A 16,326-nucleotide genomic window follows, 5' to 3' on the forward strand; every position below is an offset into this window, starting at 1 on the left:
TGGTTCGGCCGGCGGGCGCGCGGTCCGGCCGGTAGGCGGGCCGGCCGGACCGGGAGCCTCCGGTCTCGGTCGCGGTTCGGCACCCTGGCGCGGCGGCGGCCCCCCGGGCCGGTCCGGCGGCGGTTGCGCCGGACTCGGTGAGGCATGCCGCCCTGTTTCGCCCGGACGGCGCCGGGCCGTACGTTCGCTGTCTACCCGATCGACCAGATCCTGCACCGTCAGTGGTGCCTGGTCTGCCGGCGGCTCGGGTTGCCGTTGCCGCCGAGCCCCTCGTGCGTCGTCCATTTCGGGGGGCTCGGCCGTGGGATAGCGCTCCCACGGTGCGCGACCTCCGGGCCGTGGTGAACGCCCGTTCCGATCGTCACCCACCAATGAACCTCGCTCTTTCGCAACTCGCTGCCACCGCAGCCGTGCTCGAAAGGCTGTGGCGGGATTCCGCAATGATAACGATTTCGCCACTGAGAGCCACTCGGGCATCTCGAGCGGGCGGGCGCCGCGGGTAATGCTGAAAAGTTGCCTGGCGATATGCTTTCACGCGCCGAGCGGTGGCTTCGGCTACCCGTGTTGCGGCGTGTCGCGCGTGTCGAACCGGTCAGCCGCCGCTGTGCATCACGTCGGCCGCGGTCGGCACGGTTCCGTCGTCCGGATCGTCGAGCCAGCCGTGCGGCAACGCGACCTTGCCCGGCGAGCCCTGCCGGCCGCGCGGCCCTTCGGCGTCCTCGGGGAAGGCAACAGTGGGATCGAGCTGTGCGATCAGGCCGTCGAGTTCGGTGAGCGAGGAGACCGTGGCGAAGCTGCGGCGCAGGTCGGCGCCGAGCGGAAATCCCATGAAGTACCAGGCCATATGTTTGCGCAGATCGCGCATACCCTTGTTTTCGCCGTGATGTTCGGCGAGTAGCCCGGCGTGCCGGGCCAGGATCGCGCCCACCTGGCCCAGATTCGGCGGGGTGGGGGCGGGCCGGCCGCGCAGGGCGGCGCTCAGCTCGCCGAACAACCAGGGCCGGCCCAGGCAGCCGCGGCCGACGACCACCCCGTCGCAACCGGTCTGCGCCATCATCGCGACGGCGTCGCCGGCACTGAAAATATCCCCGTTACCCAGCACCGGGATGGTGGTCACCGCTTCTTTGAGCTGCGCGATGGCCGACCAGTCAGCGCTGCCGGAGTAGCGCTGGGCGGCGGTGCGAGCGTGCAGTGCGACCGCCGCCGCGCCTTCGGCCTCGGCGATACGCCCGGTGTCGAGACAGGTGCGGTGGTCGTCGTCGATGCCGATCCGGAATTTCATGGTCACCGGAACACCGGCCGGTTCGGCTGCCCGGACCATCTCGCGGACGATCGAAGCGAACAGGTTCCGCTTGTACGGCAGGGCGGCACCGCCCCCGAGCCGGGTCACCTTCGGGACCGGGCAGCCGAGGTTCATATCGATATGGTCGGCCCAGCCCTCGCCGACGATGATGCGCACGGCCTCGCCGAGCGTGGCCGGATCCACCCCGTACAACTGCATCGACCGCGGCGATTCGCCTTGGTCGAACGACATCATGTGCAACGTTTTCTCGTTACGTTCCACCACGGCGCGGGCAGTGATCATCTCGCAGACATAGATCGCCGTAGGACTGCCGAACTCGCGGCAGAGTTTCCGGAATGCCAGGTTCGTGATCCCCGCCATCGGGGCGAGTACCACTGGCGGGTCGACCGAGTAAGGGCCGATCCGCACACCTGTCTCCTGTTCCAACTCTGCCTGCACGAGGATCCATTTTCCCTGCTGCGGGGTGCGGCGTCACTATCGGGTGTCTCACCGGCGTGTGCCGGTTACAGGTCTGGGTCATTGCTCTGCTGCGGCGGGTTGTCGGCTGCCGAGGGGCTCGGGGTGGGTGCCGGTCGATTGCGACCGGACCACCGCTAGCCTCGTGGACAGGGAATCGCCCCGGTGTTCACGGCCCGACCCGGGCCCGCGACCACGACGGATAGCGGCACGGCCTTACCCGTCCGGCCGCTGATCGCATCGCCGGAGGCGATCGATCGAACCCCACATCGCCCGTGACGCGTCACCGGACACCACGGTCCGGTCGGCGGGAACGAACAATTCCAGGTGGCGAAAGCCCGATAACCGACCGTTTCTCGCACAGCCCGGGCCCCACTCGACCGGGGGCGAACGAAAGAGGACGACAAAACCATGGCCGACCAGACCGAAGACTCCGGCAGCAAGCCGGGCGCCGGCGCCGCCGGCACAACCGATTCCCCGGGAAAGGCAACGGGCGGGCAGAGCACCGCCGAACGGCCGGGCACGGTGTCGATCCGGGTATCCAGCCTGGCCCGCGGCGCACTGATCGCCGTGCTCGCCGTGGTGGCGATCGTGTTCGCCGTGCTGTATTTCACCGCGCGCGGTGACCTGGCCGAACGGGACGAACGCGCCGCCGACGATCGCCGTGCCGAACAACTGGCCACCGAATACGCAGTGGGCGCGGCCACGGTGAGCTTCCGGGATCTCGACGCCTGGGTCGCCGCGCTGAAGCAGAACACCACCCCGCAGCTGGCCGGAAAGTTCGACGAAACCGCGCCGAAACTAGAGCAGATACTGGTTCCGCTGCAGTGGACATCGACGGCGACCCCTATCACCGCGAAGGTCATGTCCGAGCAGGGCGGGGTCTTCAAAGTGAACGTTTTCGTCAACGTGACCTCGACCAACGCGCAAAGCCCGGACGGCACCCGGACAACGGTCACCTACACGGTGACCCTGGACGAGAACGCCGGCTGGCAGGTCACCGATGTGGGCGGAGTGGACGGCGCGCTACCCATGAACTGAGCGGGACCGAACGAGCCGGAAACAACGTAACCGCCGGGATGGTCCCGGCGGTTACGCCTGTGTCGTGCAGTTCGCGTCTTCAGCTGCCGGCCGAGGCGAGGGCCTTCTCCCGCTTGGCGGCCTCGCGGGCGAGCATCCTGTCGCGCTGTTCTTCGAATTTGTCGACGTCCGTGGACAGTTTGTCCAGGAATTTGCCGAGCCGCTCCCGGGTTTCCTCGCCGTGGGCGGTGAAATCGGTGCGGCCGAAAATATCCCATTTCTTGAGGACCGGCTGAACGACCTCTTCGAGGTGCTGGCGCAGATCGTAGATTCCGTGCTTGGCCATCAGAACGCCGTTGCGCCGGAAATTGGGCATCCCCGCGCCCGGCATCTGGAAATTCTCCAGGATCAGGGTGATCGCGTCGAGTGCCTGGTCCGGGCAGAGGTCCAGGGCGGCTCCGCACATATTGCGGTAGAAGATCATGTGCAGGTTCTCGTCGGCCGCGATGCGCTGCAGCATCCGGTCGGCGATGGCGTCGTCACAGACCTTGCCGGTATTGCGGTGGGAGACGCGGGTGGCCAGTTCTTGGAAGGTCACATAGGCGACCGAGTGCAGGAATCCGGCGTCGGCCTCGGTGGGGGAGGCGAACCCATTGGTCATGTGGATCATCCGGGCCTGCTCCAGCGCTACCGGGTCTACGCCGCGGGTGACCACCAGGTAGTCGCGCATGGCGATGCCGTGACGGTTCTCCTCGGCGGTCCAGCGTCCGACCCAGGTCCCCCACGCGCCGTCCTGGGAGAAATTCTCGGCGATTTCCCGGTGGTAGGAAGGCAGATTGTCCTCGGTGAGGAGGTTGGTGATCATGGCCGCTTTCGCGACCTCGCTGAGCTTGGATTGTTCGGGGTCCCAGTCCGCACCGCCGAGCGCGGCGAAGTTGCGCCCCTCGTCCCACGGGACATAGTCGTGCGGATGCCACTCTTTAGCCAAGGAGAGGTGCCGGTTGACGTTCTGCTCGGCAACCGGCTCCAACTCGGTGAGCAGCTCGAGTTGAGTCAGATCCCTTGCCATGTGATCAAGCCCTTCATATGTTGCGTTGGTGCGGGTCACCTGATGTAGACCGTTGCCGATGCGGCCATACCTTACGGCACCGTAGGTGTGATGCGAAACGCATCCGGCGGACAGCGAGTGCACGGTGTTGTACGGCGTCTGCCATCGGTTGTCACAGCGAGTGTATGACCCGAAGCTCGGTTATGGGCATATCGATGGCCTTCTCGTTTCCGTTAGCGGGCGTGGGAAACGGCACATCTCGGGTCGCGCCGGCCGATGGCCGATTTCGGTCACAGTGCCCGGGGCGTGAACCTGGTGGAAGTCACAGTGGGGCGGGGCGTCCGGGAACGAAACCGGGCTCCCGGTGATCACCGGGAGCCCGAGTTGTGCCCCCACCAGGGCTCGAACCTGGGACCTGCGGATTAAAAGTCCGTAGCTCTACCAACTGAGCTATAGGGGCGCGGCCGATAGTGTACTGGGAAGACGGCGCGAGGGCGTAATCGGGTGGTTACGCTGGTGCTTTGTGTCACTCGGTGTGGCTACGTGGCGTGTGCCGATGCCGGCGGTCCCTGTCTGCGGGTGTGGCGTCGGACGAGGTAGCACGGTTGCCCGGCCGGTTTCGGGCCGTGCAGCGACCCGAAACCGTACCACCGGGTATCGAAATACGGTACCTCTGGCATTGTTGATACAACGGGTAGCACGATACGATCGAAATATGTTGGATACCAATGTCTTTGGATCGGTAAAGGCGGAATTCGCGCAAAAGCGGGGGTCTGGGCCGAGTTTCCCGGATTGTCGGCGGTTCGCGATCGCTCCTGGGCGAGGCGGTATGCACCGAGAGATGGGAGCGGCCGGCTGAGCTCCGGTTCGAAACCCGCCCCGGCAGATGAACATCCGGTGTCGTCCGGTTCGATTCGTTCGACCATTCGAGGCCCGGCAAGTCATGTTGTGTTCGCAAAATCTCGTTCGCGAAATCGTAGACGGCTCTATCGGTTTACCGCATGGCGGTACCCGATTCCGAGTACCGTGGCGATTCAGCGAATTCGGGGTGTCACTTGGGTCGACGCTGCGGGAGGCGAATCGGGGACGAGGCAGAGCGCAACGGAGTTGCCCGGGTGCGCACCCCCTGCGGCGCACCCGGGCGTTCGAATTATACCAGCCGGTGTGTTTCTTCTTCGGGCTGGGTTCCGTACCGAAAGTTCTATACAGGTCATAAAACCGACTGAAGGTCGGATACAACAGGATACGTTCGCGACGTCGGCCCGCTCGTCGAAAGCAGCTGATCTGTCGCGGGCATTCCGCAGGTGGAAATTCCGGCGGATGCACAAGGCTTCGGAGGCGTTTCGAGCATGGCACGGCAGCAAGAGCGGGCCCGTCGGACAAGGGCGGCAATTATCCGGTCCGCCGCCGTTGAGTTCGGGAAGAGCGGCTACGCCGCGGCTTCGCTCAACCGTATTTTGGAAGGATCGCGAGCGACCAAGGGCGCCATGTACTTCCATTTCGACTCGAAAGAGGATCTGGCGCGGGCCGTACTCGAATCGGCCGTAGAGCGATACGGCCGAACCATCGATCGTTGGCTCATTCGTGTGGAACTGGGTCCGCTCGATATTTTGCACGGGATCTTCGACGAGGTGGCCCTGCGCCTCGAACACGACATCATCGTGCAGGCCGAATTCCGTCTGGTCATCGATCCGGGTTTCGGGCAGCAGGACGGCGGCGGTTGCCGGATGCTCTACTCGGCAATCCGGAGCCTGGCCGTCGGAGCTGTCGATCAGGGGCAGCTACGGCCGGACACCGATCTCGACCGTTTCACGCGCACACTCGCCGGTGCGATCATCGGTCAGCGCTATATCGTCGACGCCCACCGTGGCGGCCCGGATCTGCGTACCCGATTCCGGGAAGTGCTGGAGGTTGTAGTGCAAGCGAGCTGCACCACCGAATGGGTCGCGAAGTTCCACGAACACGGCTGGCGGGCACAGGCGCAACTGGAGGAGCTCGCTTCCCCAGCGTGACCAGCCGATTTGGGAATTGCGCGCACCCTGACATAAGCTATGCGAGCTCCCAACGGACAGCCGTTGAACAGCCGGTCCGGAGAAGTCCGGGACGAGCCCCCTTCGTCTAGCGGCCTAGGACGCCGCCCTTTCAAGGCGGTAGCGCGGGTTCGAATCCCGTAGGGGGTACGGCCTACGAAAGTAGGTTGCACAGAGCAAGGCCCTGTGGCGCAGTTGGTTAGCGCGCCGCCCTGTCACGGCGGAGGTCGCGGGTTCGAGTCCCGTCAGGGTCGCCAGTGGATGTCGGAGCAATCCGACATCCATCGGATGGCATTCGTTCCGGGTGCCTGCGGCCAGGTAGCTCAGTTGGTACGAGCGTTCGCCTGAAAAGCGAAAGGTCGCCGGTTCGATCCCGGCCCTGGCCACAATCCACCCCCAGACCGAAACGGTCCGGGGGTTTTGTTCGTCCTGGCCCCGGATGGATGCAATGCTGGGGTCATGGCCGAACGGTGGTACTACTGCTTGAAGCATCAGCGGGCCGAGCACGGACGTCAGTGCTGGTTCCGCGACAGAATGGGCCCGTATCCGGATCGCGCCAGTGCAGAGCGCGCGCTCGAGACCGTGCGACAGCGCAACGCCACACAGGACGCTGCGGACCGGGAGTGGCGCGACGGGCAGTGACGTGCCGGCTCGCGATCGGCCGGTCCACCCAGGGAAGTGGCCGGTATGACCGGTGCGCTGCAGCTGCGTGTCCGCGGTTGGGCTACCGTTCACGGGTAATACGTAGCGACGCTCGCGGCTCTTGGTTCGGCTGACGGGCGAGACCAGGGAGGGCGACCCTTGAGGGTTACCGTTGTTGTGCCGACCTACAACGAGCGGGACAATCTGCCGGTTGCGGTGGAACGGCTGACTGCGCTACCCGTGCCCGACCTGCACGTACTGGTAGTAGACGACAACTCCCCGGACGGTACCGGCGAGGTGGCCGACAAGCTGGCCGTGGATCTGCCGAACGTTGTCTCGGTGCTGCACCGTACCGAAAAGGACGGTCTCGGGCGCGCGTACATCGCCGGGATCACCCAGGCACTCGACGAGGGCGCCGATGTGGTGATCCAGATGGATGCGGATCTTTCCCATCCCGCCGAGGTGATCCCGGCCATGCTGGAAGAGCTGAACCGGCCGGGTATCGGGGTGGTACTGGGTTCGCGCTACGTGCCCGGCGGCTCGACGGCCGCGGAATGGAAGTGGTACCGCAAGGCGCTCTCGGCCTGGGCGAACTTTTATGTCAACGCCCTCCTACGGCTCGGCATCAAGGATGCCACCGCCGGTTTCAAGACCTGGGAAGCCGATACGCTGCGGGCGATCGATATCGAGTCCATCCGCAGCAACGGCTATTCGTTCCAGGTCGAGATGAACTACCGGACCAAGAAACAGGGCATCGGCATTGCCGAGGTGCCGATCCGCTTCGAGGAGCGGACACTGGGCGCGTCCAAGATGAGCCTGTCGGTACAGCTGGAATCCGCGCTCATGCCCTGGAAGCTGCTGCTGGGCCGGTCGCTCTAACCGGCGGCCGGGGGCCAGTTGCGGAGGGTGTCGAGATAGCGCTGCCGGACCGCAGCGACCTCTCGAGTCAGATCCGCGGGATCCCAGCCGGTGCTGTCGATCGGCGGCAGAATCGCGATATCGACGGTGCCGGGGCGAGCGATCATGGAATCGCGCCGGCCGATATCGGCGGCATTACGAATCACCACCGGGATCACCGGTACGCCCGCCTGCGCGGCGATATGAAACGCGCCTTTCTTGAACATGCCGGGTTGCGAGGTATAGGAGCGGGTTCCTTCCGGGGCGATCGCTATCGACAGCCCGTCGCCCAGCGTGTGCACCACCGGAGCCAGCGAAGCCTTGGCGCGGTCGGTGTTCGAGCGGTCGATGAACGTCACCCCCACGAACCGCATGAGCGGACCGAAAACCGGATGCCGGATGAGCTCCTTCTTCCCGACCCCTGTCACACCCGCACCGAGCACCGCCGGAACTATGAGGACATCGAACTGGCTCTGGTGGTTGAACAGGAATACGGCCGGCCGTGGACTCCGGGCGTATTCGGCGCCGGTGATCCGCAGCCTGATCCCGCACAGCCGTAACGGCCAGCTGGTGCCGTAGCGCATCAGTGCGTCGGACATGGTGCGTCGGTCGCGGGTATACGCCCTGCTCAGCACCCCGAACAATGCGCCGCCGAGCAGGGCGGCGAAGCCGAGGACGGTGCGTAGACGGTCGGCGACGGTGGGGGAGGTCCGGGCAGCGACGGCCGGCCGGGACCAGCCGTGGTCGGCCGCGGCGGCTGCGAGGGTGGTATCCGGCGCGATCGGAACCGCGGTTCCTACACCCGACAGCAGCGGGAGATCGGTGGCGCTACCGGTGTAGACGTAGGAACGCCGCAGGTCGATGTCGTGGGCGGTGGCGAAATCGGCCACCATCGCGGCTTTGTCCGGGCCGAAGGGCAGGGGTCCGTCGAACCCTCCGGTGAACCGGCCCTCGGCCACGGTGGGACGGGCGCCGAGGGTATGGCCGATCTCCAGCGCCGCGGCCACGGGATGCAACTGGTACTCGGTGACCGTGCCGGTCAGCGCGACGGTGTGCCCGGCCGCGAAATGTTCGCGCACCAGCCGCCAGACCTCCGGGTACACCCGGTCGTACCAGCCGCGTTCGAACACCCGCTCACCTTGCGCGGCCAGTTCGGCGGGCGTACTTCCGGCGGCGTGCCCGCCGAGACGTTCGAGCAGGTCGGGTCCCGCACTGTCACCGCTGTGGCGCAACTGCTCGAACAGGAGACCGGCCGTCGCGGAACCGGGGTCGCGGAACCGGCGGCCCGCCATGGCGTGCAGATCCGCGACCGCCGACAGGTCGAAAAATGCGCCGATATCCGCTCCTTGCGGACCCGAACGGATCGCCGCGATCAACGCCTCGAGCTCCCCTGATCCAGTGGTTTTCGTGGCGGCGGCCCTGCCGAGGCTCATCGAGTCCGTCCCTTGGTGCGGTTGGACGGGTCGAGCGCGGCGGCCTGCGATATGCGGATACCGATTGTGCGCAGCCGGTCGGCGAAATCCCGCCGAGCCTCCGCCAGCGCCTTCACAGATTTCTCCGAATCCGGATCGGCAGCCTCGACGAGGCCGTGATTCGCAGCCAATTTCAGTGCACTCCCGAAAAGTTCGGTGGATACCGATTCCGTGCTGTGCAGGCGTTTCTGCAGCAGCATCTGTTTACCGACCGATACGCATTCGGCGATGAACTCCTTGTGGTCGATTTCCACCGTCGGTTCCCGATCGGCCAGCCGCTCGGCTACAACCAATTGCGCATCGAAAAAGGAGCGCAGTACGCGGTGGGCCATCATGAAACCGCTACCGGTGAGCGCCGCCAGGATTTCGCTGCCGAGGGTGTTGCGGGGGCGCGTCCGCCAGGCCGGGTCGACGAGCAGCATTTCGGCGGTGATCCGCTCGGCGAATTCCGCCCGGTCAGGGAAGAAGAATTCGAACTTCAGCAGATCCCGCAACCGATACGCCTCCGCCCAGCCGATATCCAGGGCATCGGTGTCCGGCCCGACGGCACCGGCCATCGGATCGTCGGGGGCCGCCTCGACCGCGGCCAGAATCGCCAGTTCCAGGATTGCCCGGTCGACGAACCAGTGGACCGCGCTGTTGCGGTAGAACGCAGCCTCGAGATGAGCGCCGGGCTCGATCGCATACACCGGTTCGACCCCGACACGGTAGACCGTGACCACTTTGGCCAACGATAGCTGCTCCAGCACGACGACCAGGCTCTGTTCGTCGCGTAGTTTCGCGATCTCGCCGCGGGGCAGGTCGTGTTTGCCGATGTAGTCCATGACCGGATCGAGGACTTCGCGGACCTCGGCCAGCGTCAGCGCGCGGTCGTGCACTCCGAGCAGCGCCAGGGTGACCAGCGCGTTGGCGGTGATCGGGGTGACCGCGTTGATCCCGACAGCCACATCGAAGGCGAGCCGCTGCACCGCGGCGCGTTCTCGTTCACCGAGGGAATCCGGTTCGGCGACGGCCGGGCGCCCGCCGGTGTCGGTAGGGTGCAGCGGAATCGTGACCGGGGGCTCGGTGAGCGGATCGCCGTGCGTGGCCAGCCGGTCGCGCGCCGAGATCGGGTCGCCGAATCGGACATACACATGACCGGCCGAATGCTGTTGGTTGCGCACATAGCGGGCCAGCCAGGCCAGGCCTTCGGGTTTCTTCCGGCCGCCCACCTGTTCGTCGGCGATCGCGCCGAGTTCGTTGAGCCGCTCGTAGGTGATCGATACGGGCACCAGCAGCGCGTCGGCGACCCGGTCGCGGCGCACCGCCGCGGCCAGATAGTTCAGCAGGCCGTAACGCGGCGGGCGGAGTTTGCCAGTGCGGGTGCGCCCGCCCTCGAAATACCACTCCAGGTTGAAGCGGCGGGCGAGCAGATACCCGAAGTACTCCTCGACGACCGCCTGGTAGACGGTATCGCCGGCGAAACTGCGCCGGATGAATATGGTGCCGGTGCGGCGTGCGATCGGGCCCATCGGCCAGAACCGCAGATTCGCTCCGCCGATGACGTGATTGGGTGGGAAATCATTGCGCGCCAGTACATCGCCCAGTACGAAGGCATCCACATACGACCGGTGCGACGGCAGGAACACCAGCGGATACCGCCGGTTGAGATCGCGTAGCGCGGCGAGACCGGACTCGTCGCAGTCCACCTTCCAGGTCGACGCGTGCACCGGCCGCATGGCCTGGGTGAACAGGTCCGATACTGTGCGGCTCTGCGCAGCGACCAGTTCGTTCAGGGCTTTCTCGGCGCGCCTCGCCACGTCCTGCGGATCGGTACCGGTCTCGTCGGCGATACGTTCCAGCCGCCGCAGAAAATCCGGCGAGTCCATGATCTCCTCGGCCACCAGCCGCGGGACTTTGTAGCGGTCGCCGATCACTGTGCGTTCCGCGCGTTCCAGCGCGAGCACCGCGGCCCGGACCACCGCGCGCGCGAAGGGTTCGGCGCTACCGGTGTGGTGCAGTGCCGCCGCTTCCGGATGGTTCGCGCGTAACTGGGTGAGGCGGGCGGGAACGCCGGTCAGCACGAGGTGCCGGTCCGGGGCCCGGCCGATCAGCCGGCGTTGCGCGAAGCGGTTGGGGCGGCGCGGGTTGGTCAGCAGGGCGAGATCACCGAAGGTCACCCGGCGGACGCCGTCGCGTTCGGGTGGCAGCCACAGCACCCGAACGGGTACCACCAGCGGATCGTCGGTGCGGCCGGTGAGCCGGTCGGCCACGGCACCGGCATCGAGATCGAGCTGGGTGACGGGTGCGTGGACGCCGAGTTCGGCGGCCAGGCCGCCCTCGGCGATCCACCGGCCGATCAGCCCGCGTTCGGTGCCCGATGCCGAATCCACCAGCGCTACCACCGATTCCGGCGGATCGTCGGCCGGCGACGGTGCGCCGCCGAGGTTCTCGATCATGGTGTGGGATCCTCTGCGTCCGATCGGAGGGGCTCGCGGCTGTGCTGTCCGAGGCGGTCGGTGCGCGGCTTGTTCGCCGGGGAGCCGGTCGCCGGCGGCAGTGGATTCGAAATTACTCCATGTGACAACTATGGACGGCTCGCGCGCCGTACGGGGCAGTTTGCCGGAGTCGTCGCGGGCTGTGCTCGCCACAGCATTCCCCGCCGTGGGCGTCGGATAGGTGGATGGTTCGGGGGGCTGCCGGACGCGGACAGATTTCGGCTCGGTGGCTCCCGCATTGCCGAAGAAAACCCCGCCGACACGCTCGGTGCCGTGGCGGCGGAAAAGTTGCGATATGCCTCACCGGGGACAGGGACTAGAAGTTGTGTGCGGCGCGTTCTGGTCCCTCAATAGGTTAGGCAACCCTATTTAATTTGGGAAGGGGGTGGGTCGCTTCCAGATGAATCCGCACGGCGTTCGCCGCGGATACCGGCGGTGCGGCACACCCGGCGTCGCCGGCCGGGTATGCCGTGGCCATGCGGATTAGACTCGTCACATGAGTGGTTGGGGTGTCGGGGATATCCCCGATCAGCGGGACCGGACCGTGATCGTGACCGGCGCGAACAGCGGCTTGGGCGCAGTCGCGGCGCGCGCTCTGGCCGGTGCAGGGGCGCAGGTGATCCTGGCCTGCCGGAACGTGGACAAGGGCCGTGCCGTCGCCGCCGAGATCGGGGACCGCGCGCAGGTCCGGCGACTGGACCTGGCCGATCTCTCCTCGGTCCGCGAGTTCGCGGCCGGGGTGGAAGGTGTGCACGTCCTGATCAACAACGCGGGGGTGATGGCGGTACCGCTGCGCCGCACCGTCGACGGATTCGAAATGCAGATCGGCACCAACCATCTCGGGCATTTCGCGCTGACCGGCCTGCTGCTCGGCAAGATCAGCGAACGTATCGTCACGGTCTCCAGCGGGGCCCACGCCATCGGCGCCATCGATATCGATGACCTCAACTGGGAGCGTCGCACCTACAAACGCTGGCCTGCCTACGGTCAGTCCAAACTGGCGAATCTGCTGTTCACCTTCGAACTCCAGCGCCGGCTCACCGCTGCCGGTTCGGCGAAGCAGGCCGTCGCGGCGCATCCGGGTTACGCGGCCACCGGTCTGCAATCGCATACCGAATCCATCCTGGACAAGGTCATGGCGCTCGGGAACAGGCTCGCCGCCCAGAGCGCCGAAATGGGTGCGCTACCGGAGCTTTTCGCCGCCACCGCCGCGGTCGAACCCGGCGGCTACTACGGACCCACCGGCCTGGGCGGAACGCGTGGACACCCGGGTCCCTCCGGTTGTTCCCGGCGAGCCCGGGACGAGCTCACCGCTCGCTCCCTCTGGGATCTCTCCGAACGGCTGACCGGGGTGAAGTTCGACTTCACCGGCTGAGGCCCCCGCCGGGAGGAGAAATCAACACGGGATGTCACACCTGGAGTGCGCGCGTCGTCGACACCATGAGACCGCATCACGAAAGGAACTCGATATGGAACCCCGCATCGATCTATTCGCCAACAAAGTCACCGCGAGCTACAGCAAGCGCCTGCTCACCGCCGGAAAGGTGGTGGATGATTCCGGGTTGCCCAAGGCGGTCTACGAATTGGTCAAGATTCGGGCGAGCCAGATCAACGGCTGCTCGTTCTGCGTTGATATGCATACCAAGGACGCCGCCCATGCCGGTGAATCCCAGGTCCGGATCAATCTGGTCGCGGCCTGGCGGGAAGCGGCGGTGTTCACCGAACCCGAACGGGCCGCACTCGAGCTCACCGAGGCCGCCACCCGGCTGGCCGACGGCGGCGGGATCGGTGCGGACACCTGGCAGCGGGTACGTAAACACTATGACGACGAGCAGGTCGGCGGGCTGATTGCCGCCATCGCCACGATCAACGCCTGGAACCGGATCAACGCCATCGCCCACACTCCGGCAGGTAGTTACGAACCAGGACAGTTCTGAACCGATCCGGGACGGAGTTGTGTTGAGCATCACTTTCTTTCACTCGATTCCGTCCCGGGCTCACCTGCGTGTTCCACCGCCTGGTAGCCTGGCAAATCGTGCAGCGCGTGTATTTCTGGTTTAGCAAGCCGGCCCGGGGCGGGTCGGTCTGCCGCAACCGCGCGCGCTGACCAGTACACCCCGAGCCGGATAACGACCGGCTCGACGGGTATTTTCTTTTCCGTGGGTCGGCCTGAACGAGAAGGACACCCCACGATGACCATCGCAGTCGATATCGATGCCGACCACAGCGATCTGGACGATCAGCGAACCCTGAGCGTGAGCCCGCTGCGTTCCCCCGCGGAGGTACGCCGCGTCCATGCCATCACCGATGAACACGCCGCGACGGTGCGCGCCGGCCGCCGCTCGACGGTGGCTGCGCTGACCGGCGCCGACGACCGCCTCATGGTGATCGTCGGACCGTGTTCGGTACACGATCCCGCGGCAGCCCTGGACTACGCCCGCCGGCTCGCCGCCGCGCAGGAGACTCTGTCCGACCGGTTGCACCTGGTCATGCGGGTGTACTTCGAGAAGCCGCGGACAACCCTGGGCTGGAAGGGCCTGATCAACGATCCCCATCTCAACGGCAGCTTCGACGTCAACACCGGGCTGGGAATCGGCCGCCGGTTACTGCTCGATATCACCGCCATGGGCCTACCGGTGGCCTGCGAATTCCTCGACCCCATCACCCCGCAGTACATCTCCGACCTGGTGTCCTACGGCGCCATCGGCGCGCGCACCGCGGCCAGCCAGGTACACCGGCAGCTGAGCAGCGCTCTGTCCATGCCGGTCGGTATCAAGAACGGCACCGACGGTGACGTACAGGTCGCGGTGGACGGGGTTCGGGCGGCCGCGGCCAGCCACGTCTTCCCCGGTACCGACCTGGACGGCCGGTCCGCGCTGATCCAGACCGCCGGGAACGAAGACTGCCACGTGATCCTGCGCGGTGGCTCCAACGGCACCAACTATGACGCCGCCTCTGTCGCCGACGCGTGCGCGCGGCTGGAGAAGTCCAAGTTGCCGCAGCGAATCGTGGTCGACGCCAGCCACGGCAACAGCAACAAGGATCACAAACGCCAGCCGATCGTGGTTGCCGATATCGCCGAGCGGATCGCCGCGGGTGAACGAAGTGTGGTCGGTGTGATGCTGGAGAGCTTCCTCGTCGAAGGCCGTCAGGACCTGACGCTCGGCCGGGCCGGCGACCTCACCTACGGTCGGTCGATCACCGACGCGTGCATGGACTGGGACACCACCGCCGCCCAGCTGGACCGGCTGGCCGAAGCTGTCCGCCTGCGCCGGGAACGCTGAGCGGCCGGAACTCTGCCGCCGGCCAGATGGTGGTCCGCTGGCGCCGGTTCGGTTGGTGACCGGCGTGCGGCGGGTAGTTCAGATATCGACAGGCCATTCACCGGCCGGTCCGGGCGGATCGGTGTGCAGACGGGCAGCGACCCAGTGGTCGCGGCGGGTACCGCGATGATCGCTGCCGAGCCGGGCCAGCCCTTCGTAACGGAACCCGTGCTTGCGGGCGACCGCGGCCGAGGCATGGTTGCCGACGAAGGCTCGCCATTGGATACGGATCAGGCTCATGCCTGCCGGATCGAATCCGAAGTCGCAGGTCAGAGTGACCGCCCGGGAAATAATCCCCTTCCTGCGGTATTCGGGGTGGAGCCAGAAGCCGATTTCGGCGGCGGTTTCGTCGCGCGGCCGGGTGCCCAGACTCACGGTGCCGAGCAAACGGCCCCGCTCAGCGGTTCGGACGGCCCAGATCGGGCAGCGCGCCGCCCAGCCGTCCGCGACCGTTGTGCCGATGAACTCCTCGGCGTCGGTCCGGCGGTAGGGCCACGGGATCGTGATCCATTCGGCGATCTCGGGATCCTGACAGGCCTCGGCGATCGCATCGATATCGTCGGCATCCGGCCGGCCGAGCCATATCGTGCCGTCGGTCAGCGTCTGTTCCTCCACCCGCCCGATAATCGCATCGCAGCGGTGTCCGCGGCATCTGGTTTTCCGGGTGCGGAGGGAACGGGATGTCCAGCGCTCCGTAGAATTCGGGTGATGGTAGCCGCGCTTCTCGCCGACCAGTTCGAATCGCATCGCGGGCATCTGCTCGCGGTGGCTTACCGGATGACCGGCAGCGTGTCCGACGCCGAGGACGCGGTGCAGGAGAGCTGGCTGCGCCTGGCCGGGGCGCCGCAATCCCAGATCGAGGATCTACGGGCCTGGCTGACCACGGTGGTCTCCCGGCTCTGCCTGGACCGATTGCGCAGTGCCGCGGTGCGGCGGGAAAGCTATGTGGGGCAGTGGCTTCCGGAGCCGGTGGTGACACCGGTGGCCGGAGCCGGCGGTTCCGATCCGCTGGCCACGGTGGTGCTGCGGCAGGAGTTCCGGCTGGCGGCGCTGGTGGTGCTGGATCAGCTCACGCCGCCGCAACGAGTCGCGTTCGTACTGCACGAAGGGCTGGCGGTGCCCTATAGCGAGATCGCCACGATCCTGGATATCACCGCCGAGGCGGCGCGGCAGCTGGCGGCGCGCGCACGTAAGGCGGTCCGGGACCAGACACCGCAACCGGTCGCCGACGGGGAGCACGAGGCGGCGGTGCAGAAGCTGCTGATCGCGCTGAACACCGGCGATGCCCAGACGGTGGCGGCCGTCCTGCATCCGGACGCGCTGATGATCGGCGATTCCGGCGGCACCACGCCGACCGCGCGCAATGTGATCGTCGGCCCGGACAAGGTGGCCCGCCTGTTCTTCGGTCTCATCCGCCGCTATGGCCTGGAGGGGGCGGACGCGGATTTCCTGGCGACCGGGGTGGAATTGGTCCGGGTCAACGGTCAGCTGGGCGCGTTTGTCCGGGCCCATCCGTCGGATGGAACACATCCCGGCTTCCCGGCGCGAGTAATGGGTTTCACCGTTGTGAACGGTCTCATCCAGGGCGCATACGATATCGCCAACCCGGCGAAGCTCAGTGGGGTCCGGCTGCGCTGATCGCCGCTGCCGGGAACGGC

13 protein-coding genes and 4 tRNA genes are annotated in these 16,326 nt (G+C 66.5%); 11 read left to right on the forward strand and 6 right to left on the reverse strand.

Translation table 11 applies throughout. The annotated features are described in order from the left end of the window. Positions 1-592 precede the first annotated feature (592 nt). Positions 593-1,741, reverse strand: coding sequence for a tRNA dihydrouridine synthase DusB (dusB, locus tag NS6_RS11880; protein ID WP_068040661.1), 1,149 nt, complete (start codon positions 1,739-1,741; stop codon positions 593-595). Between the two features lie 429 nt (positions 1,742-2,170). Between dusB and NS6_RS11885 the strand changes: the two genes are divergently transcribed. Then, positions 2,171-2,800, forward strand: a complete 630-nt coding sequence (locus NS6_RS11885) for a hypothetical protein (protein WP_245669277.1) — start codon at positions 2,171-2,173, stop codon at positions 2,798-2,800. Between the two features lie 79 nt (positions 2,801-2,879). Here NS6_RS11885 and NS6_RS11890 read toward each other — a convergent pair whose 3' ends face one another. Next, positions 2,880-3,848: an acyl-ACP desaturase gene (locus NS6_RS11890; RefSeq protein ID WP_068040749.1), complete on the reverse strand. Its 969-nt coding sequence runs from the start codon at positions 3,846-3,848 to the stop codon at positions 2,880-2,882. 366 nt (positions 3,849-4,214) lie between these two features. After that, positions 4,215-4,287: transfer RNA gene (locus tag NS6_RS11895), tRNA-Lys, on the reverse strand. Positions 4,288-5,176: 889 nt separating this feature from the next. Between NS6_RS11895 and NS6_RS11900 the strand changes: the two genes are divergently transcribed. The 6 genes from NS6_RS11900 to NS6_RS11925 all read left to right on the forward strand — a co-directional run bounded on the left by NS6_RS11900 (position 5,177) and on the right by NS6_RS11925 (position 7,378). Continuing rightward, positions 5,177-5,839 carry a TetR family transcriptional regulator gene (locus tag NS6_RS11900; RefSeq protein WP_068040751.1) on the forward strand — a complete coding sequence of 221 codons (663 nt, stop codon included), beginning with the start codon at positions 5,177-5,179 and terminating at the stop codon, positions 5,837-5,839. Between the two features lie 95 nt (positions 5,840-5,934). Further along, positions 5,935-6,007, forward strand: a tRNA-Glu gene (locus NS6_RS11905). 30 nt (positions 6,008-6,037) lie between these two features. Beyond that, positions 6,038-6,114: transfer RNA gene (locus tag NS6_RS11910), tRNA-Asp, on the forward strand. 55 nt (positions 6,115-6,169) lie between these two features. Beyond that, a tRNA-Phe gene (locus NS6_RS11915) sits at positions 6,170-6,243 on the forward strand. A 73-nt stretch (positions 6,244-6,316) separates the two neighbouring features. Next, positions 6,317-6,499, forward strand: coding sequence for an SPOR domain-containing protein (locus tag NS6_RS11920; protein ID WP_068040753.1), 183 nt, complete (start codon positions 6,317-6,319; stop codon positions 6,497-6,499). Positions 6,500-6,658: 159 nt separating this feature from the next. Then, positions 6,659-7,378 carry a polyprenol monophosphomannose synthase gene (locus NS6_RS11925; protein WP_210747429.1) on the forward strand — a complete coding sequence of 240 codons (720 nt, stop codon included), beginning with the start codon at positions 6,659-6,661 and terminating at the stop codon, positions 7,376-7,378. On the opposite strand, the gene NS6_RS11930 is transcribed toward NS6_RS11925, so the two are convergent. Both NS6_RS11930 and NS6_RS11935 read right to left on the reverse strand, forming a co-directional pair. Continuing rightward, positions 7,375-8,829 (reverse strand): 1-acylglycerol-3-phosphate O-acyltransferase, encoded by a 1,455-nt coding sequence (locus NS6_RS11930; protein WP_068040665.1) that lies wholly within the window; start codon positions 8,827-8,829, stop codon positions 7,375-7,377. The genes NS6_RS11925 and NS6_RS11930 overlap by 4 nt on opposite strands. After that, positions 8,826-11,306, reverse strand: a complete 2,481-nt coding sequence (locus NS6_RS11935; RefSeq protein ID WP_068040667.1) for a glycerol-3-phosphate 1-O-acyltransferase — start codon at positions 11,304-11,306, stop codon at positions 8,826-8,828. Before NS6_RS11935 ends, NS6_RS11930 begins: the two co-directional genes overlap by 4 nt. Positions 11,307-11,841: 535 nt before the next feature. Here NS6_RS11935 and NS6_RS11940 point away from each other — a divergent pair. From NS6_RS11940 to NS6_RS11950, 3 genes are all read left to right on the forward strand, one after another. Beyond that, positions 11,842-12,720, forward strand: a complete 879-nt coding sequence (locus tag NS6_RS11940) for an oxidoreductase (protein ID WP_068040669.1) — start codon at positions 11,842-11,844, stop codon at positions 12,718-12,720. Positions 12,721-12,814: 94 nt separating this feature from the next. Beyond that, positions 12,815-13,282: a carboxymuconolactone decarboxylase family protein gene (locus NS6_RS11945; RefSeq protein ID WP_068040671.1), complete on the forward strand. Its 468-nt coding sequence runs from the start codon at positions 12,815-12,817 to the stop codon at positions 13,280-13,282. Positions 13,283-13,537: 255 nt separating this feature from the next. Then, positions 13,538-14,629, forward strand: coding sequence for a 3-deoxy-7-phosphoheptulonate synthase (locus NS6_RS11950; protein WP_068040674.1), 1,092 nt, complete (start codon positions 13,538-13,540; stop codon positions 14,627-14,629). A gap of 78 nt (positions 14,630-14,707) precedes the next feature. Here NS6_RS11950 and NS6_RS11955 read toward each other — a convergent pair whose 3' ends face one another. Further along, positions 14,708-15,283 (reverse strand): GNAT family N-acetyltransferase, encoded by a 576-nt coding sequence (locus NS6_RS11955; RefSeq protein ID WP_068040755.1) that lies wholly within the window; start codon positions 15,281-15,283, stop codon positions 14,708-14,710. Between the two features lie 93 nt (positions 15,284-15,376). On the opposite strand from NS6_RS11955, the gene sigJ reads away from it, so the two are divergent. Next, positions 15,377-16,306 carry an RNA polymerase sigma factor SigJ gene (gene sigJ, locus NS6_RS11960; protein ID WP_068040676.1) on the forward strand — a complete coding sequence of 310 codons (930 nt, stop codon included), beginning with the start codon at positions 15,377-15,379 and terminating at the stop codon, positions 16,304-16,306. Positions 16,307-16,326: the final 20 nt, after the last annotated feature.

Origin of the sequence: Nocardia speluncae NBRC 108251 (assembly GCF_001613245.1) — a bacterium.
In the GTDB taxonomy this organism is placed as follows: domain Bacteria; phylum Actinomycetota; class Actinomycetes; order Mycobacteriales; family Mycobacteriaceae; genus Nocardia; species Nocardia speluncae.

Bases quoted from the DNA above. Each gene is read 5' to 3' on its own strand.
- NS6_RS11885 (WP_245669277.1), top strand. From the start codon at position 2,171: ATGGCCGACCAGACCGAAGACTCCGGCAGCAAGCCGGGCGCCGGCGCC.
- NS6_RS11890 (WP_068040749.1), bottom strand. From the start codon at position 3,848: ATGGCAAGGGATCTGACTCAACTCGAGCTGCTCACCGAGTTGGAGCCG.
- NS6_RS11900 (WP_068040751.1), top strand. From the start codon at position 5,177: ATGGCACGGCAGCAAGAGCGGGCCCGTCGGACAAGGGCGGCAATTATC.
- NS6_RS11920 (WP_068040753.1), top strand. From the start codon at position 6,317: ATGGCCGAACGGTGGTACTACTGCTTGAAGCATCAGCGGGCCGAGCAC.
- NS6_RS11930 (WP_068040665.1), bottom strand. From the start codon at position 8,829: ATGAGCCTCGGCAGGGCCGCCGCCACGAAAACCACTGGATCAGGGGAG.
- NS6_RS11935 (WP_068040667.1), bottom strand. From the start codon at position 11,306: ATGATCGAGAACCTCGGCGGCGCACCGTCGCCGGCCGACGATCCGCCG.
- NS6_RS11940 (WP_068040669.1), top strand. From the start codon at position 11,842: ATGAGTGGTTGGGGTGTCGGGGATATCCCCGATCAGCGGGACCGGACC.
- NS6_RS11945 (WP_068040671.1), top strand. From the start codon at position 12,815: ATGGAACCCCGCATCGATCTATTCGCCAACAAAGTCACCGCGAGCTAC.
- NS6_RS11950 (WP_068040674.1), top strand. From the start codon at position 13,538: ATGACCATCGCAGTCGATATCGATGCCGACCACAGCGATCTGGACGAT.
- sigJ (WP_068040676.1), top strand. From the start codon at position 15,377: ATGGTAGCCGCGCTTCTCGCCGACCAGTTCGAATCGCATCGCGGGCAT.